Here is a 26,816-nt window from a genome sequence, read left to right as displayed (position 1 = left end):
CACGAAACCGACAGGTGAAGTGTTCAAAGAAAAGCAATGATCTCAGGAGATAGAATGATGATTACTCTGCGCAAACAAGTCCCTCTGGCAATCGCCGTTGCGGCAGGCATCCTGTCTGCCCAGGCGGGCGCCGTGGACTTTAAAGGTTATGCTCGTTCCGGCATTGGCTGGACCGGGAGTGGCGGTGAACAACAATGTTTCCAGGCAACAGGTGCTCAAAGTAAATACCGTCTGGGTAACGAATGTGAGACCTATGCTGAACTGAAACTGGGTCAGGAAGTGTGGAAAGAGGGCGATAAGAGCTTCTACTTCGACACCAACGTCGCGTATTCCGTTTCTCAGCAGAACGACTGGGAATCCACCAGCCCGGCCTTCCGCGAAGCAAACGTGCAGGGTAAAAACCTGATTGAATGGCTGCCAGGCTCCACCATTTGGGCCGGTAAGCGCTTCTATCAGCGTCATGACGTTCACATGATCGACTTCTACTACTGGGATATCTCTGGTCCTGGTGCGGGTATCGAAAACATCGATCTGGGCTTCGGTAAGCTCTCTCTGGCCGCAACCCGTTCTTCTGAGTCCGGTGGTTCTGCGACCTTCGCCGACCGTGATGCGAATGGTGACCGCGTTTATGACAACGTCGTGCCAAACGATGTCTTCGACGTCCGTTTAGCCGGTCTGGAAACTAACCCGGGCGGTACGCTGGAGCTGGGTGTTGACTACGGTCACACCAACATTCCAGACGATTACTACCTGCAGCCTGGCGCCTCTAAAGATGGCTGGCTGTTCACCGCTGAACACACCCAGAGCATGATGAAGGGCTTCAACAAGTTCGTGCTGCAGTACGGTACGGACTCTATGACTTCTAACGGCAAAGGCATCCCACAAGGGGGTAGCGTTGATAACGACGGTTCCATGTGGCGCGTGCTGGACCACGGTGCAATCACCCTGGCAGACCGTTGGGACCTGATGTATGTCGGTATGTACCAGAACATCGATCGTGACAACAACAACGGTACCGAGTGGTGGACCGTGGGTGTTCGTCCAATGTTCAAATGGACGCCGATCATGAGCACCCTGCTGGAAGTTGGCTACGACAACGTTAAATCTCAGAAAACTGACGAGAAAAACAGCCAGTACAAAATTACCCTGGCACAACAGTGGCAGGCAGGCGACAGCATCTGGTCTCGTCCGGCTATCCGTGTCTTCGCAACTTACGCGAAGTGGGATGAGAAATGGGGCTATGCGAACAACAGTGACACCGGCTACACCTCTGGCGTGGCATACAGTGACACTTCCGCGAAAACCTTCAGCCGCGGCGATGACGACGAGTGGACCTTCGGTGCCCAGATGGAAATCTGGTGGTAATTCGTTAGACCTGACGTAATGACCTAAAAGAGGGGCGCAAGCCCCTCAATCCTTAGGGTGCTGCGCGCTATTGCCTGGCCACCGCAGTGCTCACGCTATCAGAGGTAATAACAATGAAAATGAAGAAAAGTCTCGTCGCGCTGTGCCTCTCTGCGGGGCTGATGGCCTGTGTTCCGGCGGTCTCCTTTGCAGACGTGAATTTCGTACCACAAAATACCAGCGCTGCGCCGGCTATCCCGGCGGCGGCGCTCCAGCAGCTGACCTGGACGCCAGTTGATCAATCCAAAACGCAGTCGACACAGCTTTCTACGGGCGGCCAGCAGCTGAACGTGCCGGGAATCACCGGGCCGGTTGCCGCCTACAGCGTACCGGCCAACATTGGTGAACTGACCCTGACGTTAACCAGCGAAGTGGACAAGCAGACAAGCGTTTTTGCGCCGAACGTGTTGATTCTGGACCAAAACCTGACGCCTTCTGCTTTCTTCCCGAGCAGCTACTTTAGCTATCAGGAGCCTGGCGTGATGAGTGCAGACCGTCTGCAAGGCGTGATGCGCCTGACGCCTGCTCTGGGACAGCAAAAGATTTACGTGCTGGTCTTCACCACAGAGAAAGATTTGCAGCAGACCACAAAGCTGGTTGACCCGGCGAAAGCCTACGCCAAAGGCACCGGTAACTCTGTTCCGGATATTCCGGACCCGCTTGCCCGTCATACCACTGATGGCCTGGTCAAACTGAAAGTCTCCACCAACAGCGCCTCCAGCGTACTCGTTGGCCCGCTGTTTGGCTCGTCTGGCCCAGGCCCGGTGACCGTGGGGAATACCGCTGCACCGGCCTATGCCGCGCCAGCTGCCACGGCGGCCGCACCGGTAGCGACCGCAGCGCCGGCCCCGGCGAAGAAAGCTGAGCCGGTACTGAACGACACCGAAGACTACTTCAACAACGCCATTAAGCAGGCGGTGAAGCGCGGCGATGTCGATAAAGCGCTGAAACTGCTTGATGAAGCCGAACGTTTAGGTTCAACCACTGCCCGTTCCACCTTTATCAGCAGTGTAAAAGGCAAGGGGTAACCGTTTCCCCGCAGTGCTGATTTGTTAGTCGTTTGGTGCGCCTGAGTGGGCGCACTTTTTTTCGTCCCGGCCAGGTTGTTGCGCCCTTGTTGCAATAGCGATCGTTAAATAACGTTTGGCCCCCCTCAATCCGCGATTCTGCGATACAATGCCATTACGTTATGTATCGGAGAGTCTGGCATGTCACACCCCGCGCTAACGCAACTGCGTGCGCTGCGCTATTTCGACCAAATACCTGCGCTTGATCCGCAGCAGCTTGACTGGCTGTTGCTGGAAGATTCCATGACGAAACGTTTTGAGCAGCAGGGTAAAACGGTTACGGTGACCCTGATTCAGGAAGGGTTTGTCTCCGGCGATGAGATCGCCAGCGAGCTGCCGCTGCTGCCGCAGGAGCCACGCTACTGGCTGCGTGAAATTTTACTCTGTGCTGACGGTGAGCCGTGGCTTGCCGGGCGGACGGTGGTGCCCGAGTCCACCCTTTCCGGACCCGAGCTGGCGCTGCAGCGTCTGGGGAAAACGCCGCTGGGGCGTTACCTCTTCACCTCGTCTGAGCTTACCCGGGATTTTATTGAAATTGGTCGTGATGCCGAACTGTGGGGGCGTCGTTCCCGCCTTCGCCTGAGCGGTAAGCCGTTAATTCTGACGGAGCTGTTTTTACCGGCATCGCCGTTGTACTAAGAGGAAGAAAAAATGGAGTGGAGCCTGACGCAGAGTAAGCTGTTGGCTTATCACCGCTTAATGCGCACCGATAAACCTATTGGCGCGCTACTGTTGCTGTGGCCGACCCTGTGGGCGCTGTGGATCGCAACGCCGGGCGTGCCGCCGCTGTGGATCCTCGGCGTGTTCGTTGCCGGCGTCTGGCTGATGCGTGCGGCGGGCTGCGTGGTCAATGACTATGCTGACCGCAAATTTGACGGCCATGTCAAACGGACTGCCGGTCGTCCGTTGCCCAGCGGGCAGGTCACCGGGAAAGAAGCTCGCGTGCTGTTCATCGTTCTGGTGCTGCTCTCCTTCCTGCTGGTGTTAACCCTGAACACCATGACCATTCTGCTTTCCGTGGCGGCGCTGGCGCTGGCCTGGGTTTATCCGTTTATGAAGCGCTATACCCACCTGCCGCAGGTCGTGTTGGGCGCGGCGTTTGGCTGGTCGATTCCGATGGCGTTTGCCGCGGTCAGCGAGTCGTTACCGCTCAGCTGCTGGCTGATGTTCCTGGCGAACATTCTCTGGGCCGTGGCCTACGACACCCAGTACGCGATGGTTGACCGTGACGACGACCTGAAGATTGGCATCAAATCAACCGCCATCCTCTTTGGCCGTCAGGACAAGCTGATTATCGGTATTCTGCAGGTCGCTGTACTGGCCTTGATGGTCGCGATCGGTCGCCTGAACGGGCTGAACTGGGCGTTTTACTGGTCAGTGCTGGTGGCAGGGCTGCTGTTTGCCTATCAGCAGAAGCTGATCGCTAAGCGTGAACGCGACGCCTGTTTTAAAGCGTTCATGAACAATAACTACGTCGGTCTGGTACTGTTTTTAGGCCTGGCGATGGGCTATTTCTTATAAAAAAGTCGGGTGGCGGCTTCGCCTTACCCGACCTACGCGTTAGCAGAACATGTCGGCCCGGTAGGCGTTAGCGCCACCGGGCTTTTTTTACCGGCGACGCAGCAGCCGGAGCGCGTTCGCCGTGACCAGCACCGTTGCCCCGGTATCCGCCAGCACCGCCAGCCACAGCCCGGTCATGCCCAGCAGCGTGGTCACCAGGAAAATCCCCTTCAGCCCCAGCGCGATGCCGATGTTCTGCCGGATATTGGCCCGCGTCGCGCGCGCAAGCGCGATGGTCTGCGCCAGCCCCGTCAGACGGTTATGCGTCAATGCCGCGTCGGCGGTCTCCAGCGCTACGTCGGTACCGCTGCCCATCGCGATGCCAATGGTTGATGCCTTCATCGCTGGGGCATCGTTAATCCCGTCACCGACCATCGCCAGCGGGGCGTGCCTGTTCAATTCCGTCACCGCGCTGACCTTGTCCACAGGCAACAGTCCAGCTTTAAACGCGAGCCCCAGTTCGCCAGCAATGGCCGCCGCCGCGCGAGGGTTATCCCCGGTCAAAATCACACCCTGCACCCCCAGCTGATGCAGCGCCGCTACGGCGTCTTTTGCATCCTCACGCAGGGTATCGCGCAGCGCCAGAATGCCTTTCATGACGCCGTCCAGCATGACGGCAACGACCGTCTGCCCGGCCTTCTCTAACGCCTCGACCTGTGGATCGGCGGCGTGGCCCGCCGCGACGATCAGCACGTTTTTGCCTTCAACGCTGGCCTCAATTCCTGACCCTACCAGCGCTCGCTGCGCCGTCGCCGCCGGGATCGTTAACCCTCTCGCCTGCGCTTCACGCACTATCGCCTGCGCCAGCGGGTGGGTTGACCCCTGTTCGACGGCGGCGGCAAGCGTCAGCAGTTCGTTTTCACTGATATCCTGCGGATAAATGCCGGTCACCTGCGGCTTGCCGACGGTCAACGTGCCGGTTTTATCGAAGGCGATTTGCTGGACCTGGCTCAGCTGCTCCAGCGCCGCGCCGCCCTTAATCAGCGCACCGCGACGTGCCGCTGCCGCCAGCCCGGACGTAATGGCCGCCGGGGTGGAGATCACCAGCGCGCACGGGCAGCCAATCAGCAGCAGCGTCAGCCCTTTATAAATCCAGCCCTCCCACGGCGCGCCGAAGAACAGCGGTGGCACAACGGTAACCAGCAGGGCAACCAGCATAATGGCGGGCGTGTAGATCCGGCTGAAGCGGTCGATAAAGCGTTCAACCGGCGCGCGGCGCTCTTCGGCCTCTTCAATCAGCTTCAGGATGCGGTCAATGGCGCTGTCGCCCGGCTCGGACAGGACCTTAAGCTGCACCAGACGGTCGACGCTGGTAGCGCCCGCAGGCACTTTTTCGCCCACTGTGCGCTCTACCGGAATGGATTCCCCGGTGAGTGCGCTTTCGTCGAAGCTTGCCGTGGCGGTGAGCAACTCACCGTCCGCGGGCAGACGTCCCCCTGCGGATACTTCAATCACGTAGCCCGGGCGGAGCGTACTGATGGCGACCGTTTCACGCGTGCCGTTTACCACGCGCGTGGCGGTTTCCGGTTTCAGGGCCATTAACGCGCTGACCCCTTTACGCGCGCGGCTGGCAGCCCAGCCCTCGAGGCGTTCACCAATTAAGAACAGCAGCAGCACCATCGCCGCTTCTGCCGTTGCGCCAATAAACAGCGCACCGATGGCGGCTACGCTCATCAGCGTTTCGATGGCAAACCAGCTGCCGCTTTTCATCAGGCGCAGCGCCTGTCGGGCAATCGGGAACAGTCCGACCAGGGTGGTGGCGATAAACGCCAGATTGCCGAACGGGTGGTTAAACTGTTCCAGCCCCCAGCTCAGGGCCATCATAATGATGAGGGTGATAAGCGGCAGATTTTCTTGCAGGGATGACGTTTTTTCCGCGGGCGCGGTTTCGCTGCGAAGGCTGTAGCCCGCCTTGCTCACCGCGGCTTCCACCTGTTTGCTAACGTCGTTATCGGCGCTCACCAGCAGCTTTTCGGTGGCAAACAGCACCTGTACGTGACTGACGCCCGGCACCTGTTTTACCGCATTTTCAACTTTACGGGCGCACGCCGCGCAGTCCATACCGTTGACCACCCAGCTGTAGCGGCTGCCGCTTTCAGGAAGCGGTTGAGTTTGCGTTTCGCACGCGCCTTCGCAGCAGCAGTCTTCTTTAGACGGAACCGGGCTGAGCTTAAGTGCCGAGAATTGAGGAACTTTTTTGGGTGTTTCTGGAGTCGACATGGCAGTCTCCGGTTAATGATAATTTTCTCATTAACTGAAGCATACACTCTGGAGTCGACTCCAGAGTCAAGCGTTATTTAAATATACAGCGAACGCACAATCAGGAAGTGCCCGGCGAAGTAACAGGCTGCGGCGATCGCGTTATCCGCACGGAAACGGCGGCGATAGTGGCTACCCAGCCACACGATATTCCCGATGAGCAACAGCGCAGCACCGAAGAATGCGGACATTGCCGGGGCCGTTGGGCGGAAGAACCACAGTTCACCTGCCAGCCAGACCATCACCAGCGTCATGGCAATAAACGTGCAGACCGGCAACCGCATCTCTTCCAGACGTGACCAGATCACCGCAATCAGCAGGGCGCCAATCACCAGCAGCACCAGCGGCAGCGGCCAGAAGAACGAGAGCGTCATCTGGCTGGCGAAGTAGATCGTATACAGCAGATGCGACAGGAAAAATGCCCCTACGGCATACAGCAGACGCTGGCGCGGCAGCAGGGTCAGGGCATCGCCAATCAGAGATGCGCACAGCCCGGCGAGGACCAGGTAGCTTACGGCGTTAAACATCGGCGCTTGCCAGGCAAGCAGCAGGAGCAGCAACAGCGTGACGGGTTTAAACAGCCAGCGCTGCCAGGTGGGACCACGGTACGACGCATCGACGTAAAGCCATGCGGAAAAACAGACAGCGATAAATGACCAAAGCATATTAACTCCCTGTATCTGTTAAGTCTGAATAATCAGTTTCTGATCCAGTGTAGTGACGCGGGCGGGCGTTTGGCAATGGCGGGGAAGGCAAGGTATCCTGATTTCCGCATAATCTTATGGGATTTTAGAATGAGCAAGATGCCGCTGTTTTTCATTATCGTGGTGGCGATTATCGTCATTGCCGCTTCGTTCCGTTTCGTGCAGCAGCGCCGCGAGAGGGCGGATAACGATGCCGCGCCGCTGATGCAAAAGCGCGTGATAGTGAGCAATAAGCGTGAGAAAGCCCTGAACGACCGACGTTCGCGGCAACAGCAGGTCACGCCTGCGGGGACCGCTATGCGCTATGAAGCGAGCTTTAAGCCGGAAACGGGCGGCCTGGAAATGACCTTCCGCCTCGAGGCGCAGCAGTACCATCAGCTGACGGTGGGGGAGAAAGGGATGCTGAGTTACAAAGGGTCGCGGTTTGAAGGGTTCAGGGCGGAATAATGCGCGATCGATCCCCTCTCCCTGTGGGAGAGGGTTGGGGTGAGGGCATCAGGCACCTTACTTCTTCACCTGCGCCTTAAATTTCTTCATCCACACCAGCAGCTCAAACACGCCGAAAATAAAGACGCGCAGCTGCTGCCATCCGGTCATCTGCGGGCCGTCTTTCGGCAGGCCGTTTTTCAGCATCACCATCTGCAGGGCGTGCATAAACGACGTGAAAATCAGCGCGACGTTAACAAAAATATTCATCGGGCGCGGGAACGGGTGCACGAGGTTGAGAATTAAAAACGCCCAGACGCCCAGCATCAGCAAACGTCCCAGATTAATCAGTACCGGCATCGGATTCTCCTTGAGCCTGACGGTGATACAGACGATAAGCAACCTGGCCGGCGACCTTTTCGCGGTGCAGATCCCAGTGCGCGGGCACCGGCGGCAAACCGTTCTCCACTTCGCTTTCTACATAGATTAGCGCGTCATCCGCCAGCCAGCCGTTTTGCTCCAGCAGGGATAACGTCTCTTCCAGCAGCCCCTTGCGGAACGGTGGGTCGACGAACACCACGTTGTGCGGTGTGCCCTGTTGCGCGAGGAAGCTCAGCGTGTTGGTGTTGACCACTTTGGCGTTGCCCGCCTTCAGCGTCGCCAGATTTTGCTGCAGCGTCTGCGCTACGCCGCGCTCCATCTCCAGCAGGGTGGCGCTGGCGGCATAGCGCGACAGCGCTTCCAGCCCGAGCGCGCCGCTTCCGGCGAAGCAGTCGAGGCAGTGGGCATCTACCATTGACGGGGCCAGCCAGTTAAACAGCGTTTCGCGCACGCGGTCGGTAGTGGGGCGTAAACCGGGGCTGTCCGGCACCGGTAATTTCCGGCCTCGCCACTGACCGCCGATAATACGAATTTGACCGGCCGGGGCGCGGTTGGGTTTCTTCATCTCAGGAAAGCTCTGTTAACAATTGGCCTGCGATTGCGGGCGGTGATGTCAATTAAGTAAAGTGTTAGACTATTTCATCATTTTTTTAGCTTCCATGTATATAGCGCCGCGAGGAGTGTAGTCGCAGATGGCAAAACAAAAAAAACGTGGCTTCTTTTCCTGGCTGGGCTTCGGTGAAAAAGAGCAAGAAACAGAACAGAAAACCGAAGAACAACAAGCCGTTGAAGAGCCGTCGCAGCCTGAAACGCCTGTAGAAACCGCCGCGGTTGTCGACGCGGAAGAGACGGCGCACAGCAAAGAAGAGATTGAATCGTTTGCTGAAGAGGTGGTTGAGATCACTGAACAGGTTCAGGAGAGCGAGAAGCCAGAACCGGTTGTGGTTGAAGAGATCCTCGAAGCGCCGCAGGCCATTATCGAACGTGAAGAGTTGCCGCTGCCGGAAGAGGTAAAAGCCGAAGAGGTTTCTGCTGAAGAGTGGCAGGCCGAAGCGGAAACCGTTGAAATTGTTGAAGCGGTGGAAGAAGAAGCGGCACGCGAGCCAGAGCTGACCGACGAAGAGCTGGAAGCCCAGGCGCTGGCGGCGGAAGCCGCGGAAGAAGCGGTCATCGTTGTGCCGGTAGAAGAGCAAGCCGAAGAAGAGATCGTTCAGGAGCAGGAAAAACCGACCAAAGAAGGTTTCTTCGCGCGCCTGAAGCGTAGCCTGCTCAAAACCAAAGAAAACTTAGGTTCCGGATTTATCAGTCTGTTCCGCGGCAAGAAGATCGACGACGATCTCTTTGAGGAGCTGGAAGAACAGCTGCTGATTGCGGACGTCGGCGTGGAAACCACCCGTAAGATCATCGCCAACCTGACCGAAGGGGCGAGCCGCAAACAGCTGCGCGACGCCGAGGCGCTGTACGGTCTGCTGAAAGACGAGATGGGCGAAATTCTCGCAAAAGTTGACGAACCGCTTAATATTGAAGGCAAAACGCCATTTGTTATTCTGATGGTTGGCGTGAACGGCGTGGGTAAAACCACCACCATCGGCAAGCTGGCGCGTCAGTTCGAGCAGCAGGGCAAATCGGTGATGCTGGCGGCGGGCGATACCTTCCGTGCGGCGGCGGTTGAGCAGCTCCAGGTGTGGGGCCAGCGCAACAACATTCCGGTGATTGCCCAGCATACCGGCGCGGATTCCGCGTCCGTAATCTTCGACGCCATCCAGGCGGCGAAGGCGCGCAACGTGGACGTGCTGATTGCCGATACCGCAGGGCGTTTGCAGAACAAATCGCACCTGATGGAAGAGTTGAAGAAAATCGTTCGCGTCATGAAGAAGCTGGACGAAGACGCGCCGCATGAAATTATGCTGACCATTGATGCCAGCACCGGACAGAACGCCATCAGCCAGGCGAAGCTGTTCACTGAAGCGGTAGGACTGACGGGGATCGCGCTGACCAAACTGGACGGTACCGCGAAAGGCGGGGTGATCTTCTCCGTGGCCGACCAGTTCGGCATTCCTATCCGTTACATCGGTGTGGGCGAGCGTATTGAGGATTTGCGTCCGTTTAAGGCGGACGACTTTATTGAGGCATTATTTGCCCGAGAGGACTAACAATGATTCGCTTTGAACACGTCAGCAAGGCCTATCTCGGTGGGAGACAAGCGCTGCAGGGGGTAACATTTCACCTACAGCCGGGCGAGATGGCATTCCTGACCGGCCATTCCGGCGCGGGGAAAAGTACCCTGCTCAAGCTTATCTGTGGGATTGAGCGGCCAAGCGCCGGGAAAATCTTTTTCGGCGGCCATGAGATCAGCCGCCTGAAAAACCGCGAAGTGCCGTTCCTGCGTCGTCAGATAGGCATGATTTTCCAGGACCACCACCTGCTGATGGATCGCACCGTTTTCGATAACGTGGCCATTCCGCTGATAATTGCCGGCGCCAGCTACGATGATATCCGCCGCCGCGTCTCTGCGGCGCTGGATAAGGTCGGGCTGCTGGACAAAGCGAAGAACTTCCCGATCCAGCTCTCCGGCGGTGAACAGCAGCGCGTGGGCATTGCCCGTGCGGTGGTGAATAAGCCTGCGGTGCTGCTGGCGGATGAACCGACCGGTAACCTGGACGATGCCCTGTCAGAAGGGATTTTGCGTCTGTTTGAGGAGTTTAACCGCGTGGGGGTCACCGTATTGATGGCGACGCACGACATCGGGCTCATTTCCCGTCGTTCGTACCGCATGCTGACCCTGAGCGACGGTCATTTGCACGGAGGCCACGGTGAATAAGCGTGATGCAATAAACCAGATTCGGCAGTTCGGGAACCGGTTTGACCGTTTCCGTAAGCCGCAGGGCGGTGGTGACGGCAATCGTCATGCGCCGAAGCGCCAGAAGGCGGCGCCAAAGCCGGCCTCCCGCAAAACCAATGTGTTTAATGAGCAGGTGCGCTACGCATTCCATGGCGCGCTGCAGGACCTGAAAAGCAAACCGCTGGCGACGTTCCTGACGGTGATGGTGATTGCCATCTCCCTCACGCTGCCAAGCGTCTGCTATATGGTCTATAAAAACGTAAATCAGGCGGCCTCGCAGTATTATCCGTCCCCGCAGATCACGGTCTATCTGGATAAAGCGCTCGACGATAACGCCGCGGCGCAGGTGGTCGGGCAAATTCAGGCCGAGCAGGGCGTGGAGAAGGTTAATTATCTTTCACGTGAAGACGCGCTGGGCGAGTTCCGCAACTGGTCAGGCTTTGGCGGCGCGCTGGATATGCTCGAAGAGAACCCGCTGCCCGCCGTGGCGGTGGTGATCCCGAAGCTGGATTTCCAGGGGACCGATTCGCTTAACACCCTGCGCGATCGCATCACACGCATTAAAGGCATTGATGAAGTGCGCATGGATGACAGCTGGTTCGCGCGCCTTGCTGCCCTGACCGGGCTGGTCGGACGCGTCGCGGCGATGATTGGCGTGCTGATGGTGGCGGCGGTCTTCCTCGTCATCGGTAACAGCGTGCGCCTGAGCATCTTCGCCCGCCGCGATACCATCAACGTGCAGAAGCTGATTGGTGCGACGGATGGCTTCATCCTCCGACCGTTCCTCTACGGCGGTGCACTGCTCGGTTTTTCCGGCGCATTTCTTTCACTGATATTGTCAGAAATTTTGGTGATGCGGCTTTCGTCGGCCGTGACTGAAGTGGCTCAGGTTTTCGGAACGAAGTTTGATATCAGCGGCTTAGGGTTCGATGAGTGCCTGTTACTGCTGCTGGTTTGCTCGATGATTGGGTGGGTGGCAGCCTGGCTGGCAACCGTTCAACATTTACGTCACTTTACTCCCGACTAATAAAAGCGTGATATAATCTTTCCCTGCACCGAGATGTTCGCTCTGCAGGGAAAGCGTCCCTGTGTCTCTTCCCCTGTTATCATCTCCATGTCACAATTTGTGCGTAATTTATTCACCGTTGCACCTGGAACTTGTGGATAAAATCACTGTCTGATAAAAGAGTGAATGCTAATCTCGTTGCTCAAACGCTTTGGCATGGTTGTTGCCTGACGGGGACAGCCTGGACCAGAAGAAACATTGAGAGGAATGAATGACCAAAGAAATGCAAACTTTAGCTTTAGCCCCTGTTGGTAACCTGGAATCTTACATCCGGGCTGCGAACACCTGGCCGATGTTGACGGCCGAGGAAGAAAAGGAGCTTGCTGAAAAGCTGCATTACCAGGGCGATCTGGAAGCAGCTAAGACGCTGATCCTGTCTCACCTGCGCTTTGTTGTTCACGTTGCTCGCAACTACTCGGGCTACGGCCTGCCGCAGGCGGACTTGATTCAGGAAGGTAACATCGGCCTGATGAAAGCTGTGCGTCGCTTTAACCCGGAAGTGGGTGTGCGACTGGTCTCTTTCGCCGTGCACTGGATCAAAGCAGAAATTCACGAATACGTGCTGCGTAACTGGCGTATTGTGAAAGTTGCCACGACAAAAGCGCAACGCAAGCTGTTCTTCAACCTGCGTAAAACCAAGCAGCGCCTGGGCTGGTTCAATCAGGATGAAGTCGAAATGGTGGCGCGCGAGCTGGGCGTAACCAGCAAAGACGTTCGTGAGATGGAATCCCGTATGGCCGCGCAGGACATGACGTTTGACATGTCTTCCGACGACGACGCATCCGACAGCCAGCCGATGGCCCCGGTCCTGTACCTGCAGGATAAGACTTCTAACTTTGCCGACGGCATTGAAGAAGATAACTGGGAAGACCAGGCGGCGAACAAGCTGACCTTTGCGATGGAAGGCCTCGACGAGCGTAGCCAGGACATCATCCGTGCCCGCTGGCTGGACGAAGATAACAAGTCCACGCTGCAGGAGCTGGCCGACCGCTACGGCGTATCCGCGGAACGTGTCCGTCAGCTTGAAAAGAACGCCATGAAAAAACTTCGCGCCGCTATCGAAGCGTAATTTCCGCGAAGTCCCCGATAACCCTCGAATGCAAATTCGGGGGTTTTTGTTTTTTTATCTCCCGCTCTGGCGAATTCCCTCCCCCTGGCAAACACTTACAGATGCGCTAAGCAGGTGAATTTCTCAGGGGGTCAGGGTGAAAAATAACGAACTGCACGACCGGCGTTTGCAGGCGACGCCGCGCGGCATCGGCGTGATGTGTAACTTCTTTGCCGATAAAGCCGAAAACGCTACGGTGTGGGACGTCGAGGGCAACGAGTACATCGACTTCGCCGCGGGGATCGCGGTGCTGAATACCGGCCATCGCCATCCAAAAATCATTTCCGCCATCGAAAAACAACTCCACGCCTTTACCCATACGGCCTACCAGATTGTGCCGTACGAAGGCTATGTGTCGCTTGCGGAACGCCTCAACGCACGCGTGCCAATTGACGGCCCGGCGAAAACGGCGTTCTTCTCTACGGGCGCAGAAGCGGTCGAAAACGCCGTAAAAATTGCCCGCGCCTTTACCAAACGTCCAGGCCTTATCACCTTCGGCGGCGCGTTCCATGGCCGCACCTTTATGACCATGGCGCTGACCGGCAAAGTCGCGCCGTACAAGCTTGGCTTCGGCCCCTTCCCCGGCTCGGTGTATCACGCGCAGTATCCGAATGAACTGCACGGCGTCAGCACGGCGGAAGCGCTAAAGAGCCTGGAGCGCATCTTTAAGGCGGATATTTCGCCTGACCAGGTCGCGGCGATTATTCTCGAACCGATTCAGGGAGAGGGCGGGTTTAACATCGCCCCTGCTGATTTTATGCAGGCACTGCGCGCCCTGTGCGATACACACGGTATTTTGCTGATTGCCGACGAAGTGCAAAGCGGTTTCGCCCGCACCGGCAAGCTATTCTCGATGGAAAACCACTGTGTGAAGCCGGACCTTATCACCATGGCGAAAAGCCTGGCGGGTGGGATGCCGCTTTCGGCGGTCTCTGGTCGGGCGGAGGTGATGGACGCCCCCGCGCCCGGCGGGCTGGGCGGCACCTACGCGGGTAACCCGCTGGCGATTGCGGCAGCGCACGCCGTGCTGGACGTGATTGATGAAGAGGATCTCTGCACGCGCTCGGCGCACCTTGGGCATCACCTGGTGGAAGTACTGAACAAAGCGAAGGAACACTGCCCGTATATCGCTGATATTCGCGCGCAGGGCTCCATGGTGGCGGTGGAGTTTAACGACCCGCAAACGGGGCACCCTTCGCCGGAATTTACCCGCCAGGTGCAGGATCGCGCGTTGCAGGAAGGTCTGCTGCTGCTGAGCTGCGGCGTCTACGGCAACGTTATTCGTTTCCTCTATCCGCTGACTATCCCCGAAGCGCAGTTCCGTAAGGCGCTGGACATTATCTCCGCGTCGCTGACTCGTTAAAGCCACACGCCCGGCGGAAATTCCTGCCGGGCTTATCATATATTCATTTCAAATTAGCTATTCCAAAATCATAAAAATCGGGTATGTTTTAGCAGAGTATGCTGAAAAAGCGCGAACAGCACACCTATAAACGAAATAAAGCGCTGAACAACAACATCACAACAATCGTAATAACCATAATAATGGGGAATCTCAGGATGAACATGAAGGGTAAAGCGTTACTGGCAGGATGTATCGCGTTGGCATTCAGCACCATGGCACAGGCAGACATCAAAGTGGCTGTGGTTGGCGCGATGTCCGGTCCGGTAGCGCAGTACGGCGACCAGGAATTTACCGGCGCAGAACAGGCGGTTGCAGACATTAATGCTAAGGGCGGTATCAAAGGCGAAAAGCTGCAGATCGTGAAATATGATGATGCCTGTGACCCGAAACAAGCGGTCGCGGTCGCGAACAAAGTGGTGAACGACGGAATCAAATACGTTATCGGTCACCTGTGCTCTTCCTCTACTCAGCCAGCATCTGACATCTACGAAGACGAAGGTATTCTGATGATCACCCCGGCTGCAACGGCGCCGGAACTGACCTCGCGCGGTTACAAGCTGACCCTGCGCACCACCGGCCTGGACTCTGACCAGGGCCCAACCGCAGCGAAATACATCGTTGAAAAAGTGAAGCCGAAGCGCATCGCCATCGTTCACGACAAGCAGCAGTACGGGGAAGGTCTGGCGCGTTCCGTCCAGGACAACCTGAAGAAAGCCAATGCTGACGTGGTGTTCTTCGACGGTATTACCGCCGGTGAGAAAGATTTCTCCACGCTGGTGGCGCGTCTGAAGAAAGAGAATATTGATTTCGTTTACTACGGTGGCTACCACCCGGAAATGGGTCAGATTCTGCGCCAGGCGCGCGCTGCCGGTCTGAAAACCCAGTTCATGGGGCCGGAAGGCGTAGCGAACGTCTCTCTGTCTAACATCGCGGGTGAATCAGCCGAAGGCCTGCTGGTGACCAAGCCGAAGAACTACGACCAGGTCCCTGCGAACAAACCTATTGTAGATGCGATCAAGGCGAAGAAACAGGATCCAAGCGGCGCGTTCGTCTGGACCACCTACGCGGCGCTGCAGTCGCTGCAGGCGGGTCTGAACCAGTCAGCCGATCCGGCTGAGATTGCCACCTGGCTGAAAGCGAATACCGTCGAGACCGTCATGGGGCCACTCTCCTGGGACGCGAAGGGCGACCTGAAGGGCTTCGAGTTTGGCGTGTTTGACTGGCATGCCAACGGTACTGCTACTGACGCAAAATAAACGCAAATGGCAACCGTAAGGTTGCCATTTTAGTGTTTGCACCCTCTCCCCGTGGGAGAGGGCCGGGGTGAGGGCATCAGGCCGCACATATCAACTCTGGCGCTTCTCCCACCCGCTCTCCTGCGCCGTAAACCCTAACGCCTGCATAAACGCCGCCATCACGCCGCGGTCTTCCACGCCCACGTCAGCCATCCACCAGGAGGTCACGCTCGGGTTTTCGCGGATCACTTCTTCAATTAAATACTGGCCCACGCCGCGCCGACGGGTGACGTCACGCACGCGCAGCGAGTCCAGTGCACCTTCTGTACCGCTCAGGGTCACGCGAACCGCAGCCAGGAGGCGCTCGTTAAAACGTGCGGCATAAATGCGGTGGGTCTCATCGACGCGAAGCGACGAAGGGGAATATTCCGGCCAGATTTTGCCCAGGTCGATATGATCCTGGTCGCTAAAGGTCACCAGACGCACGATAGTCAGTTTCATTAGCTACTTGTCCAAATCAAATTGAGTAAGGGCAGTGTACTCAATTTATTCACTCAGCGGCTTCCTCTTTTTATCCCCATTCGCCAGGTGATTAGTTTTTTGACAACGCAATGGGCAGTTTGAAAACACACGGATCGAAAAATAAGCAGAATTTTAACCTGAATGGTAGTGATTTATTCGGCGCTTTGTACCGTTATTTTATGCTGCAAACTGCACTTTTATTTGTTTATCTCTGTCTGATTTCAGAATATTATCTTTGCTTAATAGCCTGAAAAATAGAGATTTTAGTCTGGTTTTTGACAAAAAACTGCGCTAAACCATTAAAGGCACTGGTAAAAATAGCGTTGTTCATTAAAAGTACAGAATGCTTTTTAACCATAATAAAACAAAATATAAACACGACATCACGAATGGGGATTCAGAGATGAAAAGGAACGCGAAGACGTTAATCGCGGGGATGGTCGCACTGTCGATCTCGCATGCCGCTATGGCGGAGGACATTAAAGTTGCGGTAGTGGGTGCAATGTCCGGCCCCGTTGCCCAGTGGGGTGACATGGAGTTCAACGGCGCGCGCCAGGCCATCAAAGACATCAATGCCAAAGGCGGCATCAAAGGCGATAAGCTGGTGGGCGTGGAATATGACGACGCCTGCGACCCTAAACAGGCCGTCGCGGTCGCCAACAAAATCGTTAACGATGGCATCCAGTACGTGATCGGCCACCTGTGCTCATCCTCCACCCAGCCCGCGTCTGATATCTACGAAGACGAAGGCATTCTGATGATCACTCCGGGCGCCACCAACCCGGAGCTGACCCAGCGCGGCTACCAGCACATTATGCGTACCGCCGGGCTGGACTCCTCCCAGGGGCCAACCGCGGCGAAATACATCCTCGAGACGGTTAAACCGCAGCGCATTGCTATCATTCATGACAAACAGCAGTACGGCGAAGGCCTGGCGCGCTCCGTTCAGGACGGCCTGAAAAAAGGCGGCGCGAACATCGTCTTCTTCGACGGCATTACCGCCGGTGAGAAAGACTTCTCCGCGCTGATCGCCCGTCTGCAAAAAGAGAATATCGACTTCGTTTACTACGGCGGCTACTACCCGGAAATGGGCCAGATGCTGCGCCAGGCGCGCGCGACCGGCCTGAAAACCCAGTTTATGGGGCCAGAGGGCGTGGGTAACGCCTCCCTGTCAAACATCGCCGGGGATTCTGCCGAAGGCATGCTGGTGACGATGCCAAAACGCTATGACCAGGATCCGGCCAACAAGGCTATCGTTGATGCGCTCAAGGCGCAGAAGAAAGATCCGAGCGGTCCGTACGTCTGGATCACCTACGCGGCCGTGCAGTCTCTGGCCACCGCGCTGGACCGTACCGGCAGCAAAGAACCGCTGGATCTGGTGAAAGATTTAAAAGCACACGGGGCGAACACCGTGATTGGGCCGCTGAACTGGGATGAGAAAGGCGATCTGAAGGGATTTGAGTTTGGTGTCTTTAAGTGGCACGCCGACGGTTCATCCTCGGCCGCCAAATAATTATCCCACCGCCCGGACTGACGGGCGGGTATAAAAAGGTTTGCATATGTCCGAGCAGTTTCTCTATTTCCTGCAGCAGATGTTTAACGGCGTCACGCTGGGAAGCACCTATGCGCTGATTGCCATCGGCTATACGATGGTTTATGGCATTATCGGCATGATCAACTTCGCTCACGGCGAGGTTTACATGATCGGTAGCTACGTCTCCTTTATGATCATCGCCGCGCTGATGATGATGGGCATCGACAGCAGCTGGCTGCTGGTCGCCGCCGGGTTTGTCGGCGCGATTGTGATTGCCAGCGCCTACGGCTGGAGCATCGAGCGCGTGGCCTACCGGCCGGTGCGCAGCTCCAAGCGGCTGATTGCGCTCATCTCCGCGATAGGTATGTCCATCTTCCTGCAAAACTACGTCAGCCTGACCGAAGGCTCGCGCGACGTGGCGCTGCCAAGCCTGTTTAACGGCCAGTGGATAGTGGGGGCCAGCGAAAACTTCTCTGCCTCTATCACCACCATGCAGCTGGTGATCTGGGTGGTGACCTTTATTGCGATGCTCGCCCTGACCCTGTTCATTCGCTACTCCCGCATGGGTCGTGCCTGCCGCGCGTGTGCGGAAGACCTGAAGATGGCGAGCCTGCTCGGTATTAACACCGACCGCGTGATTGCCCTGACCTTCGTGATTGGCGCCGCGATGGCGGCAGTAGCAGGCGTTCTGCTCGGCCAGTTCTACGGCGTGATCAACCCGTATATCGGCTTTATGGCCGGGATGAAAGCCTTCACCGCCGCGGTGCTGGGCGGTATCGGCAGTATTCCGGGGGCGATGATTGGCGGCCTGATCCTGGGCGTGGCGGAAGCGCTCTCTTCGGCGTACCTGAGCACGGAATATAAAGATGTGGTGTCGTTTGCCCTGCTGATTCTGGTTCTGCTGGTAATGCCTACCGGTATTCTGGGCCGTCCGGAGGTAGAGAAAGTATGAAACCGATGCATTTTGCAATGGCGCTGCTCTCTGCCGCCATGTTCTTCGTGCTGGCAGGCGTTTTTATGGGCGTCCAGTTAGGTCTGGACGGCACGAAGCTGGTGGTGGATACCGCCCCCGACATCCGCTGGCAGTGGGTGTTTATCGGCACTGCCGTGGTATTCCTGTTCCAGCTGCTGCGTCCGCTGTTCCAGAAGACGCTGAAAAACGTCTCCGGGCCGAAATTCGTCCTGCCGGCAATCGACGGTTCTACCGTGAAGCAGAAGCTGTTCCTCGTGGCGCTGCTGGTCGCCGCCGTGGCGTGGCCGTTTGTGGTCTCGCGCGGAACCGTTGATATTGCGACCCTGACCATGATCTACGTGATTCTCGGCCTCGGTCTGAACGTGGTAGTGGGGCTCTCCGGCCTGCTGGTGCTGGGCTACGGCGGCTTCTACGCCATCGGCGCCTATACCTTTGCGCTGCTGAACCACTATTACGGCCTCGGCTTCTGGACCTGCCTGCCGCTGGCGGGGCTGGTCTCTGCCGCCGCCGGTTTCCTGCTTGGCTTCCCGGTGCTGCGCCTGCGCGGTGACTACCTGGCGATTGTGACCTTAGGCTTCGGTGAAATCGTCCGTATCCTGCTGCTGAATAACACCGAAGTGACCGGCGGCCCGAACGGCATCAGCCAGATCCCGAAACCGACCTTCTTCGGCCTGGAGTTCAGCCGCACCGCCCGCGAAGGCGGCTGGGACACCTTCAGTAACTTCTTCGGCGTGAAGTATGACCCGTCCGATCGCGTGATCTGGCTCTATCTGGTGGCGCTGCTGCTGGTGGTGATTACCCTGTTCGTGATCAACCGTCTGCTGCGCATGCCGCTGGGCCGCGCGTGGGAAGCGCTGCGTGAAGATGAGATCGCCTGCCGTTCCCTGGGCCTGAACCCGACCCGCATCAAGCTGACCGCGTTCACCATCAGCGCCGCGTTTGCCGGTTTCGCCGGAACGCTGTTTGCCGCGCGTCAGGGCTTCGTCAGCCCGGAATCGTTCACCTTTGCCGAATCCGCCTTCGTGCTGGCGATTGTGGTACTCGGCGGGATGGGCTCGCAGTTCGCCGTTATCCTCGCGGCTATCCTGCTGGTGGTCTCGCGCGAGCTGATGCGCGACTTTAACGAATACAGCATGCTGATGCTGGGTGGTTTGATGGTGCTGATGATGATCTGGCGTCCGCAGGGTCTGCTGCCGATGACCCGTCCGCAGCTGAAGCTGAAGAACGGGCAAGCGAAAGGAGAGCAGGCATGAGCCAGCCATTATTATCCGTTAACGGTCTGATGATGCGTTTTGGCGGCCTGCTGGCGGTCAACAACGTGAATCTGGATCTGCACAAGAAAGAGATTGTCTCCCTGATTGGCCCGAACGGCGCGGGGAAAACCACGGTCTTCAACTGCCTGACCGGCTTCTACAAGCCGACGGGCGGCACCATCATGCTGCGCGACCAGCATCTCGAAGGTTTACCGGGCCAGCAGATTGCCCGCATGGGCGTGGTGCGTACCTTCCAGCACGTGCGTCTGTTCCGCGAGATGACGGTGATTGAGAACCTGCTGGTGGCACAGCATCAGCAGCTGAAAACCGGGCTGTTCTCCGGCCTGCTGAAAACCCCGGCCTTCCGCCGCGCGCAGGATGAAGCGCTTGACCGCGCCGCCACCTGGCTTGATCGAATTGGCCTGCTGCAGCACGCCAACCGTCAGGCGAGCAACCTGGCCTACGGCGATCAGCGTCGCCTGGAGATTGTGCGCTGCATGGTGACGCAGCCGGAGATCCTGATGCTCGATGAACCGGCGGCAGGACTCAACCCGAAAGAAACCAAAGAGCTGGACGAGCTAATTGCCGAGCTGCGTGACCATCACGACACCACCATTTTGCTGATTGAGCATGACATGAAGCTGGTGATGGGCATTTCGGACCGTATCTACGTGGTAAACCAGGGCACGCCGCTGGCGAACGGCACGCCGGAAGAGATCCGCAACAACCCGGACGTGATCCGCGCATACCTGGGTGAGGCATAAGATGGAAAAAGCGATGTTAACGTTCGACAAGGTCAATGCGCACTATGGCAAGATCCAGGCGCTGCACGACGTCAGCCTGCATATCAATCAGGGTGAAATCGTTACCCTGATCGGGGCCAACGGCGCGGGTAAAACCACGCTGCTCGGCACCCTATGCGGCGACCCGCGCGCCACCAGCGGGCGGATTGTGTTCGATGGCAAAGACATTACCGACTGGCAGACGGCCAGAATCATGCGTGAAGCGGTGGCGATTGTCCCGGAAGGGCGTCGCGTGTTTTCCCGCATGACGGTGGAAGAGAACCTGGCAATGGGCGGCTTCTTTGCTTACCGCGATGAATACCAGACCCGCATCAAGTGGGTGTACGAACTCTTCCCACGCCTGTGGGAGCGCCGCATCCAGCGTGCGGGCACCATGTCCGGCGGTGAACAGCAGATGCTGGCGATAGGCCGCGCGCTGATGAGCCAGCCGCGTCTGCTGCTGCTGGACGAACCGTCGCTCGGTCTTGCGCCGATCATCATTCAGCAGATCTTCGACACCATTGAGCAGCTGCGTAAAGAGGGGATGACCATCTTCCTCGTCGAGCAGAACGCCAACCAGGCGCTGAAGCTCGCCGACCGCGGCTACGTGCTGGAGAACGGCCGCGTGGTGCTGGAGGATACCGGCGACGCGCTGCTGGCAAACGAGGCGGTGCGGAGCGCGTATTTGGGCGGTTAATTGCATTTCCCCTCACCCTAACCCTCTCCCTCAAGGGAGAGGGAACCGATCGCTTTTCTCCCTCTCCCTGTGGGAGAGGGCCGGGGTGAGGGCACCAGACCGCACCCAATCCCCTTTCACACAACCATCATCCCCCTGACGCCTGGCTGTCACTTATCTGTAAACAAACAGTTATTTTTCTGTCATTCGAGCATGTCATGTTACCTCGCGAGCATAAAACGCGTGATATCGCGCATCCGGCACAATAAGAGAGATGACAATGACATCGTTACGACACACAGCTTTGGGTCTGGCAATCGGTCTGGCTTTTGCGACGAACGCAATGGCTGTGACCACCATTCCGTTCTGGCATTCCATGGAAGGGGAGTTGGGTAAAGAAGTTGACTCCCTGGCGCAGCGTTTCAACGACACCCATCCGGATTACAAAATTGTGCCGGTGTACAAAGGCAACTACGAGCAGAGCCTGAGCGCGGGCATTGCCGCCTTCCGTACCGGCAATGCACCAGCCTTGTTACAGGTTTATGAAGTGGGCACCGCCACCATGATGGCCTCTAAAGCCATCAAGCCGGTGTATGAAGTGTTCAAAGAGGCGGGTATCAACTTTGACGAATCACAGTTCGTGCCGACCGTTTCCGGTTATTACACCGATTCCAAAACTGGCCACCTGCTGTCTCAGCCGTTTAACAGCTCTACGCCGGTGCTGTACTACAACAAAGATGCCTTCAAAAAAGCCGGTTTAGACCCGGAGCAACCGCCAAAAACCTGGCAGGATCTGGCCGAGTACACCGCGAAGCTGAAAGCGGCGGGGATGAAGTGCGGTTACGCCAGCGGCTGGCAGGGCTGGATCCAGATTGAAAACTTCAGCGCCTGGCACGGCCTGCCGGTTGCCACCAAAAACAACGGCTTCGACGGCACCGACGCGGTGCTGGAGTTCAACAAGCCGGAGCAGGTGAAGCACATCGCGCTGCTGGAAGCACTCAACAAGAAGGGCGACTTCAGCTACTTCGGGCGTAAAGACGAATCCACCGAGAAGTTCTACAACGGCGACTGCGCCATTACCACCGCATCGTCCGGCTCGCTGGCGGATATCCGTCACTACGCCAAATTTAACTACGGCGTGGGCATGATGCCGTACGACGCCGACGTGAAGGGCGCGCCGCAGAACGCCATCATCGGCGGAGCGAGCCTGTGGGTCATGCAGGGCAAAGACAACGGCACCTACAAAGGCGTGGCCGAGTTCCTCGACTTCCTGGCGAAGCCGGAAAATGCGGCCGAATGGCACCAGAAAACCGGCTACCTGCCAATCACCAAAGCCGCGTATGACCTGACCCGCGAACAGGGCTTCTACAGCAAGAACCCAGGGGCGGATATCGCGACGCGTCAGATGCTGAACAAGCCACCGTTGCCGTTCACTAAAGGCCTGCGTCTGGGCAACATGCCACAGATCCGCACCATCGTTGATGAGGAGCTGGAAAGCGTGTGGACCGGGAAGAAAACGCCACAGCAGGCGCTGGATTCAGCGGTAGAGCGCGGGAATCAGCTGCTGCGCCGCTTTGAGCAGTCGACCAAATCGTAAAAAAATGCCCGGTGGCGCTTCGCTTACAGGGCCTACGATGTGCCCCATGTAGGCCGGGTAAGGCGTAGCCGCCACCCGGCATTGTTCAGGAACCAAATCTCCATGTCATCATCCCGTCCGGTGTTCCGTTCCCGCTGGCTGCCGTACCTGCTGGTCGCGCCGCAGCTGGTCATCACCGTTATTTTCTTTATCTGGCCTGCGGGCGAAGCGCTGTGGTACTCGGTACAAAGCGTCGATCCGTTCGGGCTTTCCAGCCAGTTTGTCGGGCTGGACAACTTCACCGCGCTGTTCCATGACAGCTACTACCTGGATTCCTTCTGGACGACGATGAAGTTCAGCGCCCTGGTGACCGTCAGCGGCCTTGTCGCCTCGCTGTTCTTCGCCGCGCTGGTGGACTACGTGGTGCGCGGCAGCCGCCTGTATCAAACGCTGATGCTGCTGCCGTACGCCGTGGCTCCCGCCGTGGCCGCCGTGCTGTGGATCTTCCTGTTTAACCCGGGCCGCGGGTTGATTACCCACTTCCTGGCCGAGCTGGGTTACGACTGGAACCACGCCCAGAACAGCGGCCAGGCGATGTTCCTGGTGGTGTTTGCCTCGGTGTGGAAGCAGATCAGCTACAACTTCCTGTTCTTCTTTGCCGCGCTGCAGTCCATCCCGCGCTCGCTGGTGGAAGCGGCGGCGATTGACGGCGCAGGGCCCATTCGTCGCTTCTTCAGATTATCGCTGCCGCTGATCGCTCCGGTGAGTTTCTTCCTGCTGGTGGTTAACCTCGTGTACGCCTTCTTCGACACCTTCCCGGTGATCGACGCGGCGACCGCAGGCGGACCAGTGCAGGCGACAACGACGCTGATCTACAAGATCTACCGCGAAGGCTTTGCGGGGTTGGATCTCTCCGCTTCTGCCGCGCAGTCGGTGGTGCTGATGTTCCTCGTCATCATCCTCACGGTGGTGCAGTTCCGCTATGTCGAAAGTAAGGTGCGCTACCAATGATTGAGAACCGTCGCGGGCTGACGATTTTCAGCCATACCATGCTGATTTTAGGGATTATCGTCATCCTGTTCCCGCTGTACGTGGCGTTTGTCGCCGCCACGCTGGACACCAAAGCGGTGTTCGACACGCCGATGACGCTGATCCCCGGCGCACATCTGTTCGAGAACATGAAAACCATCTGGACCCAGGGCGTGGGCGCCAACAGCGCGCCGTTCTGGCTGATGATGCTCAACAGCTTCATCATGGCGTTTGGCATCACCGTCGGCAAAATTACGGTGTCGATGCTCTCGGCGTTCGCCATCGTCTGGTTCCGCTTTCCGCTACGTAACCTGTTCTTCTGGATGATTTTCATCACCCTGATGCTGCCGGTGGAGGTGCGTATCTTCCCGACGGTGGAAGTGATCGCCAACCTGAAGATGCTCGACAGCTATGCGGGCTTAACCCTGCCGCTGATGGCCTCGGCGACAGCCACCTTCCTGTTCCGCCAGTTCTTTATGACCCTGCCGGACGAGCTGATTGAAGCTGCGCGCATCGACGGCGCGTCGCCGATGCGCTTTTTCCGCGACATCGTGCTGCCGCTGTCGAAAACCAACCTCGCGGCGCTGTTTGTGATCACCTTTATCTACGGCTGGAACCAGTACCTGTGGCCGCTGCTGATTATTCAGGACGTCAACCTCGGCACCGCCGTGGCGGGTATCAAAGGCATGATTGCCACCGGTGAAGGCACCACCCTCTGGAACCAGGTGATGGCGGCGATGCTGCTCACCCTTATCCCACCCGTAGTCATTGTTTTAGCCATGCAGCGTGCGTTTGTCCGTGGCCTGGTCGATAGCGAGAAATAAGATGGCAGGTTTAAAACTTCAGGCAGTAACCAAAAGCTGGGACGGTAAAACCCAGGTCATTCAGCCGCTGACGCTCGACGTGGCGGACGGGGAATTCATCGTCATGGTCGGCCCGTCCGGCTGCGGCAAATCCACCCTGCTGCGCATGGTGGCGGGGCTGGAACGCGTGACGTCCGGAGATATCTGGATTGACCGCCAGCGCGTTACCGAGATGGAGCCCAAAGACCGCGGCATCGCCATGGTATTCCAGAACTACGCGCTCTATCCGCACATGAGCGTGGAGGAGAACATGGCCTGGGGGCTGAAAATCCGCGGCATGGGCAAAGGCCATATCGAGGAGCGCGTGAAAGAGGCGGCGCGTATTCTCGAGCTGGACGGTCTGCTGAAGCGCCGCCCGCGCGAGCTCTCCGGCGGCCAGCGCCAGCGCGTGGCGATGGGGCGCGCCATCGTGCGCGATCCGGCGGTGTTCCTGTTCGACGAGCCGCTCTCTAACCTCGACGCCAAGCTGCGCGTGCAAATGCGGCTCGAGCTGCAGCAGCTACACCGTCGTCTGAAAACCACCTCCCTGTACGTGACCCACGATCAGGTCGAAGCCATGACCCTCGCCCAGCGCGTGATGGTGATGAACAAAGGCATCGCCGAGCAGATTGGCACCCCGGTAGAAGTCTATGAAAAACCGGCCACCCGCTTTGTGGCGAGCTTTATCGGCAGCCCGGCAATGAACCTGCTGGAGGGGCGCATCAGCAGTGCGGGCACGCACTTTGAGCTTGAAAGCGGGATGGCACTCCCGATCAACTGGTACTATCGTGGCTACGCCGGGCGTAAGATGACGCTCGGTATCCGCCCGGAGCATATTGGTTTAACCTCTCAGGCGGACGGCGGCGTGCCGCTGGTGATGGACACGCTGGAGATGTTGGGTGCAGATAACCTGGCGCACGGACGCTGGGGTGAGCAAAAAATAGTGGTGCGTCTGCCGCATCAGGAGCGCCCTAAAGCAGGCAGCACGCTGTGGCTGCACCTGCCGGAAAATCACCTGCACTTATTTGACGGTGAAACAGGACAACGAGTATGAGTAACTGGCCTTATCCCCACATTGTCGCCCACCGTGGCGGCGGTAAGCTGGCGCCGGAAAATACCCTGGCGGCCATCGACGCGGGCGCGCGCTACGGTCACACGATGATCGAGTTCGACGCCAAGCTGTCGAAAGACGGCGAAATTTTTCTGCTGCACGACGATAACCTGGAGCGCACCAGCAACGGCTGGGGCGTGGCGGGCGCACTCCCGTGGCGCGATCTGCTGAAAGTGGACGCCGGAAGCTGGTACAGCGGCGAATTCAAAGGCGAGCCGCTGCCGCTGCTGGCGGAAGTGGCAGATCGCTGCCGCCAGCACGGCATGATGGCCAATATCGAAATCAAACCGACCACCGGTACCGGGCCGTTAACGGGCAAGGTTATCGCGCTGGCCGCGCGTGAGCTGTGGGAAGGCATGACGCCGCCGCTGCTCTCCTCGTTTGAAATTGACGCCCTGGAAGCGGCGCAGGCGGCCGTGCCGGAACTGCCGCGCGGGCTGCTGCTGGACGAGTGGCGCGAGGACTGGCGCGAGCTGACGACACGCTTAGCGTGTGTCTCTATCCATCTCAATCACAGGCTGCTGGATGAGGCGCGGGTGAAGATGTTGAAAGCGGCGGGTCTGCATATTCTGGTGTATACCGTTAACAAACCCCAGCGCGCGGCCGAGCTGCTGCGCTGGGGCGTGGACAGCATCTGTACCGATGCGATTGACCGCATCGGCCCGAACTTTAGTTCTGCGGATTAAGCATACTGCCGTTCGACTGCGGCGGCAGCATATGCTGCTGTCCGCTGCCTGACGACGTCATGCCGCCTAACATCCCGCCGTTTTTATTGGGCAGCGGCTGTTCACGTATCTGTCCCTGCTGCACGCGCTGCGTGTTGGTATTCATCTGATTTTGCAGGCTCTGCTGCTGCATCTGGGTCTGCGTCTTCAGCTGCTGATTCAGCATCCCTTTCTGCTGTTGCTGCTGGCTCATCATCTCGGTCTGCATGCGCTGCTGGCTCGGGATAACATAACCCTGTTGGTTCGGGTTATTCATGGTGTTCAGTGGCTGTGCGAGCGCGGCAAACGGGATCAGCGCCGTAAGAATCAGTAAGCGTTTCATTGTCATTTCCTCCT

General features: G+C 57.9%; 27 protein-coding genes. 21 read left to right on the top strand and 6 right to left on the bottom strand.

Annotation, left to right across the window (positions count from 1 at the left end; genetic code table 11):
* Positions 1–54: 54 nt before the first annotated feature.
* From M2433_RS21580 to ubiA, 4 genes are all read left to right on the top strand, one after another.
* Entirely contained in the window at positions 55–1,365 is a 1,311-nt protein-coding gene (locus tag M2433_RS21580) for a maltoporin (RefSeq protein WP_047345624.1), read from the top strand.
* Between the two features lie 113 nt (positions 1,366–1,478).
* Complete coding sequence (malM, locus tag M2433_RS21575) at positions 1,479–2,432, top strand: maltose operon protein MalM (RefSeq protein ID WP_429057538.1); 954 nt, start codon at positions 1,479–1,481, stop codon at positions 2,430–2,432.
* Between the two features lie 180 nt (positions 2,433–2,612).
* On the top strand, positions 2,613–3,110 hold the full coding sequence (gene ubiC / locus M2433_RS21570) for a chorismate lyase (protein WP_023334136.1): 498 nt from the start codon (positions 2,613–2,615) through the stop codon (positions 3,108–3,110).
* A gap of 12 nt (positions 3,111–3,122) precedes the next feature.
* The gene (gene ubiA / locus M2433_RS21565) at positions 3,123–3,992 is read left to right on the top strand and encodes a 4-hydroxybenzoate octaprenyltransferase (RefSeq protein WP_429057536.1); all 870 of its coding nucleotides are present in this window, start codon (positions 3,123–3,125) and stop codon (positions 3,990–3,992) included.
* Positions 3,993–4,079: 87 nt separating this feature from the next.
* Here ubiA and zntA read toward each other — a convergent pair whose 3' ends face one another.
* Together zntA and M2433_RS21555 are read right to left on the bottom strand one after the other, a co-directional pair.
* Positions 4,080–6,251, bottom strand: coding sequence for a Zn(II)/Cd(II)/Pb(II) translocating P-type ATPase ZntA (gene zntA / locus M2433_RS21560; RefSeq protein WP_429057533.1), 2,172 nt, complete (start codon positions 6,249–6,251; stop codon positions 4,080–4,082).
* A 77-nt stretch (positions 6,252–6,328) separates the two neighbouring features.
* Positions 6,329–6,955 carry a lysoplasmalogenase gene (locus M2433_RS21555; RefSeq protein ID WP_045909154.1) on the bottom strand — a complete coding sequence of 209 codons (627 nt, stop codon included), beginning with the start codon at positions 6,953–6,955 and terminating at the stop codon, positions 6,329–6,331.
* Between the two features lie 129 nt (positions 6,956–7,084).
* On the opposite strand from M2433_RS21555, the gene M2433_RS21550 reads away from it, so the two are divergent.
* A complete protein-coding gene (locus M2433_RS21550) occupies positions 7,085–7,441 on the top strand; it encodes a DUF2500 domain-containing protein (RefSeq protein ID WP_429057532.1) in 357 nt (118 codons plus the stop codon).
* Between the two features lie 57 nt (positions 7,442–7,498).
* Here the strand turns inward: M2433_RS21550 and M2433_RS21545 are convergent, their stop codons facing one another.
* Positions 7,499–7,780 (bottom strand): DUF1145 family protein, encoded by a 282-nt coding sequence (locus M2433_RS21545; RefSeq protein WP_010436509.1) that lies wholly within the window; start codon positions 7,778–7,780, stop codon positions 7,499–7,501.
* Positions 7,764–8,366: a 16S rRNA (guanine(966)-N(2))-methyltransferase gene (gene rsmD, locus M2433_RS21540; RefSeq protein ID WP_429057530.1), complete on the bottom strand. Its 603-nt coding sequence runs from the start codon at positions 8,364–8,366 to the stop codon at positions 7,764–7,766. The genes M2433_RS21545 and rsmD overlap by 17 nt, the downstream gene beginning before the upstream one ends.
* A gap of 127 nt (positions 8,367–8,493) precedes the next feature.
* Here rsmD and ftsY point away from each other — a divergent pair, with 127 nt between their 5' ends.
* The 6 genes from ftsY (at position 8,494) to livJ (ending at position 15,478) form a co-directional block, all read left to right on the top strand.
* The gene (ftsY, locus tag M2433_RS21535) at positions 8,494–9,954 is read left to right on the top strand and encodes a signal recognition particle-docking protein FtsY (RefSeq protein ID WP_429057529.1); all 1,461 of its coding nucleotides are present in this window, start codon (positions 8,494–8,496) and stop codon (positions 9,952–9,954) included.
* Positions 9,955–9,956: 2 nt separating this feature from the next.
* The gene (ftsE, locus tag M2433_RS21530) at positions 9,957–10,622 is read left to right on the top strand and encodes a cell division ATP-binding protein FtsE (RefSeq protein WP_025758973.1); all 666 of its coding nucleotides are present in this window, start codon (positions 9,957–9,959) and stop codon (positions 10,620–10,622) included.
* Positions 10,615–11,670, top strand: coding sequence for a permease-like cell division protein FtsX (ftsX, locus tag M2433_RS21525; protein WP_429057527.1), 1,056 nt, complete (start codon positions 10,615–10,617; stop codon positions 11,668–11,670). Before ftsE ends, ftsX begins: the two co-directional genes overlap by 8 nt.
* Before the next feature lie 250 nt (positions 11,671–11,920).
* Positions 11,921–12,778: an RNA polymerase sigma factor RpoH gene (gene rpoH, locus M2433_RS21520; protein WP_334405503.1), complete on the top strand. Its 858-nt coding sequence runs from the start codon at positions 11,921–11,923 to the stop codon at positions 12,776–12,778.
* A gap of 136 nt (positions 12,779–12,914) precedes the next feature.
* Positions 12,915–14,180, top strand: a complete 1,266-nt coding sequence (locus M2433_RS21515; protein ID WP_429057525.1) for a 4-aminobutyrate--2-oxoglutarate transaminase — start codon at positions 12,915–12,917, stop codon at positions 14,178–14,180.
* Between the two features lie 197 nt (positions 14,181–14,377).
* Entirely contained in the window at positions 14,378–15,478 is a 1,101-nt protein-coding gene (gene livJ / locus M2433_RS21510) for a branched chain amino acid ABC transporter substrate-binding protein LivJ (protein WP_147279804.1), read from the top strand.
* 90 nt (positions 15,479–15,568) lie between these two features.
* On the opposite strand, the gene panM is transcribed toward livJ, so the two are convergent.
* Positions 15,569–15,958, bottom strand: coding sequence for an aspartate 1-decarboxylase autocleavage activator PanM (gene panM / locus M2433_RS21505; RefSeq protein ID WP_047345615.1), 390 nt, complete (start codon positions 15,956–15,958; stop codon positions 15,569–15,571).
* 424 nt (positions 15,959–16,382) lie between these two features.
* Here panM and livK point away from each other — a divergent pair, with 424 nt between their 5' ends.
* The 10 genes from livK to ugpQ all read left to right on the top strand — a co-directional run bounded on the left by livK (position 16,383) and on the right by ugpQ (position 26,441).
* Complete coding sequence (livK, locus tag M2433_RS21500) at positions 16,383–17,492, top strand: high-affinity branched-chain amino acid ABC transporter substrate-binding protein LivK (protein WP_008500098.1); 1,110 nt, start codon at positions 16,383–16,385, stop codon at positions 17,490–17,492.
* 46 nt (positions 17,493–17,538) lie between these two features.
* Positions 17,539–18,465, top strand: coding sequence for a high-affinity branched-chain amino acid ABC transporter permease LivH (livH, locus tag M2433_RS21495; protein ID WP_013099131.1), 927 nt, complete (start codon positions 17,539–17,541; stop codon positions 18,463–18,465).
* Positions 18,462–19,739, top strand: a complete 1,278-nt coding sequence (livM, locus tag M2433_RS21490) for a branched chain amino acid ABC transporter permease LivM (protein WP_047345614.1) — start codon at positions 18,462–18,464, stop codon at positions 19,737–19,739. The genes livH and livM overlap by 4 nt, the downstream gene beginning before the upstream one ends.
* Positions 19,736–20,503, top strand: coding sequence for a high-affinity branched-chain amino acid ABC transporter ATP-binding protein LivG (gene livG / locus M2433_RS21485; RefSeq protein ID WP_008500101.1), 768 nt, complete (start codon positions 19,736–19,738; stop codon positions 20,501–20,503). Before livM ends, livG begins: the two co-directional genes overlap by 4 nt.
* 1 nt (position 20,504) lies before the next feature.
* On the top strand, positions 20,505–21,218 hold the full coding sequence (gene livF, locus M2433_RS21480; RefSeq protein WP_429057520.1) for a high-affinity branched-chain amino acid ABC transporter ATP-binding protein LivF: 714 nt from the start codon (positions 20,505–20,507) through the stop codon (positions 21,216–21,218).
* 259 nt (positions 21,219–21,477) lie between these two features.
* Complete coding sequence (gene ugpB, locus M2433_RS21475; RefSeq protein WP_429057517.1) at positions 21,478–22,794, top strand: sn-glycerol-3-phosphate ABC transporter substrate-binding protein UgpB; 1,317 nt, start codon at positions 21,478–21,480, stop codon at positions 22,792–22,794.
* Positions 22,795–22,896: 102 nt separating this feature from the next.
* A complete protein-coding gene (gene ugpA / locus M2433_RS21470) occupies positions 22,897–23,784 on the top strand; it encodes a sn-glycerol-3-phosphate ABC transporter permease UgpA (protein ID WP_014833586.1) in 888 nt (295 codons plus the stop codon).
* Positions 23,781–24,626 carry a sn-glycerol-3-phosphate ABC transporter permease UgpE gene (ugpE, locus tag M2433_RS21465; protein ID WP_429057513.1) on the top strand — a complete coding sequence of 282 codons (846 nt, stop codon included), beginning with the start codon at positions 23,781–23,783 and terminating at the stop codon, positions 24,624–24,626. Before ugpA ends, ugpE begins: the two co-directional genes overlap by 4 nt.
* A gap of 1 nt (position 24,627) precedes the next feature.
* Entirely contained in the window at positions 24,628–25,698 is a 1,071-nt protein-coding gene (locus M2433_RS21460; RefSeq protein WP_047345609.1) for a sn-glycerol-3-phosphate import ATP-binding protein UgpC, read from the top strand.
* On the top strand, positions 25,695–26,441 hold the full coding sequence (ugpQ, locus tag M2433_RS21455; RefSeq protein ID WP_429057510.1) for a glycerophosphodiester phosphodiesterase: 747 nt from the start codon (positions 25,695–25,697) through the stop codon (positions 26,439–26,441). Before M2433_RS21460 ends, ugpQ begins: the two co-directional genes overlap by 4 nt.
* Here ugpQ and M2433_RS21450 read toward each other — a convergent pair.
* Positions 26,425–26,802 (bottom strand): DUF2756 family protein, encoded by a 378-nt coding sequence (locus tag M2433_RS21450; RefSeq protein WP_429057507.1) that lies wholly within the window; start codon positions 26,800–26,802, stop codon positions 26,425–26,427. The genes ugpQ and M2433_RS21450 overlap by 17 nt on opposite strands.
* Positions 26,803–26,816: the final 14 nt, after the last annotated feature.

The organism is Enterobacter sp. AC1 (assembly GCF_050434705.1).
Classification (GTDB): domain Bacteria; phylum Pseudomonadota; class Gammaproteobacteria; order Enterobacterales; family Enterobacteriaceae; genus Enterobacter; species Enterobacter cloacae_L.
The sequence above is the reverse complement of the archived record's forward strand: the minus strand, read 5'-3'. Positions and strand labels throughout refer to the sequence as shown.